Annotated in this window: 2 protein-coding genes; one reads left to right on the top strand and one right to left on the bottom strand. The window is 66.0% G+C overall.

Translation table 11 applies throughout. The annotated features are described in order from the left end of the window. On the bottom strand, nucleotides 1–748 hold a 748-nt coding region (gene ychF, locus RMO04_RS15925; protein WP_309645755.1), incomplete at its 3' end, for a redox-regulated ATPase YchF. Between the two features lie 138 nt (nucleotides 749–886). Here ychF and RMO04_RS15920 point away from each other — a divergent pair. Then, nucleotides 887–1,276 (top strand): VOC family protein, encoded by a 390-nt coding sequence (locus RMO04_RS15920; protein ID WP_309645754.1) that lies wholly within the window; start codon nucleotides 887–889, stop codon nucleotides 1,274–1,276. Nucleotides 1,277–1,520 lie beyond the last annotated feature (244 nt).

Here is a 1,520-nt window from a genome sequence, read left to right as displayed (position 1 = left end):
CGAGCATGGCGATCTCGCTCTCGATCTGGGCGGAGATGGCCACGTGGTCGGCCCCGTCGCGGGTCGCGCGTTCGGCGACCAGCTTCGACATCTCGTTGCCGTCGGCGGCGGACGCCTCGTCGACATTGGAGACATAGAGCGCGGGCTTCGAGGTCAGGAGCTGAAGCATCCGCCAGGCCTTCTCGTCCTCGGCGGCGACCTTCGCCTTGCGGGCGGGGCGGCCGGCGTTCAGCTCGGCCAGCGCCAGCTGCACCAGGCTCAGGGTCTGGGCGCTTTCCTTGTCGCCGGCCTTGGCGCGCTTCTCGAGGTTGGAGACCCGCTTCTCCAGGCTCTCCAGGTCGGCCAGCATCAGCTCGGTTTCGATGGTCTCGAGGTCGGAGAGGGGATCGACCTTGCCCTCGACGTGGGTGATGTCGTCGTCGATGAAGCAGCGGGCGACGAAGGCCACGGCGTCGCAGTCGCGGATATTGGCCAGGAACTGGTTGCCCAGACCCTCGCCCTTTGAGGCGCCGCGCACCAGGCCGGCGATATCCACGAAGTTGATCCGCGATGGGATGATCTCCTTGGACGGGATGATAGCCGCCAGCTTCTCCAGGCGTGGCTCAGGCACCGCCACGTCGCCGGTGTTGGGCTCGATGGTGCAGAACGGATAGTTGGCCGCCTGGGCCGCCGCGGTCTGGGTGAGCGCGTTGAACAGGGTCGACTTGCCGACGTTCGGCAGGCCGACGATGGCGACTTTCAGAGCCATGGGATGGTTCGTTTCCTATGCGAGGGCGCGACCTAGCACGTCTGGCGGTGGGGAGGCCACTTCCGTTTCGCCCTTGACCTTGAAATAACGTACATCGTACGTAATATAAGCGTCATCCCGTCACCGAAGAGGTCAGCCATGCAGATCACCGCATCCGTCGTTTGTTTGAACGTGGACAACGTCGCCGCCTCCAGCGCTTTCCTTCAGCGACACTTCGGCTTCCGGCAGGAGATGGCGGCGGATGGATTCGTTTCGCTGGCGCGGGAGGATGTCGGCATGAATGTCGTGTTCCACCGTCGCGGCCTGGAGATTCTGCCCGAGCCTTTCCGTGATCAGCATCTCAGCGGCGTGGCGATCGCTTTCACGGTGGCCGACCTGGGGGCGGAGGAGGCGCGACTGCGCGCGGAGGGTCTCACCTTCACCCTGCCGCTGACGGAGCAGCCCTGGGGTGAGCGCCTGTTCCAGGTGACCGATCCCAACGGCCTCGTTGTCGAGCTGATGGAGTGGTCGGCGCCGCAGCCTGGCTAGTGCGGCCAGGTCTCGGTGATGACGCGGGCGGGAGCGAAACCCTTGGAAGGTGCGGCGGCGGCGAGGCGGGAGAGGTCGGCCTAGATGTCGCGATTGCGGGCCTGGCGGGTGTCGGCCTTGTCGGCGGGGGCTAGGCGCATGACCTCGGTCTGGTACTTGTCGTCCTCACCCGCGGCCAAGAGGGCGGCGGCGTCAGCGAGCGCGCTTGTCAGATCGGCGACCCAGTTCTGGTCGACCTTGTGGA

The sequence above is a fragment of the Phenylobacterium sp. genome (assembly GCF_031412415.1).
GTDB lineage: Bacteria > Pseudomonadota > Alphaproteobacteria > Caulobacterales > Caulobacteraceae > Phenylobacterium.
This window is presented reverse-complemented; position numbering and strand designations above follow the sequence as displayed.

Excerpts from the sequence above, each read along its gene's own strand:
- RMO04_RS15920 (WP_309645754.1), top strand. The coding sequence starts at position 887 with ATGCAGATCACCGCATCCGTCGTTTGTTTGAACGTGGACAACGTCGCC.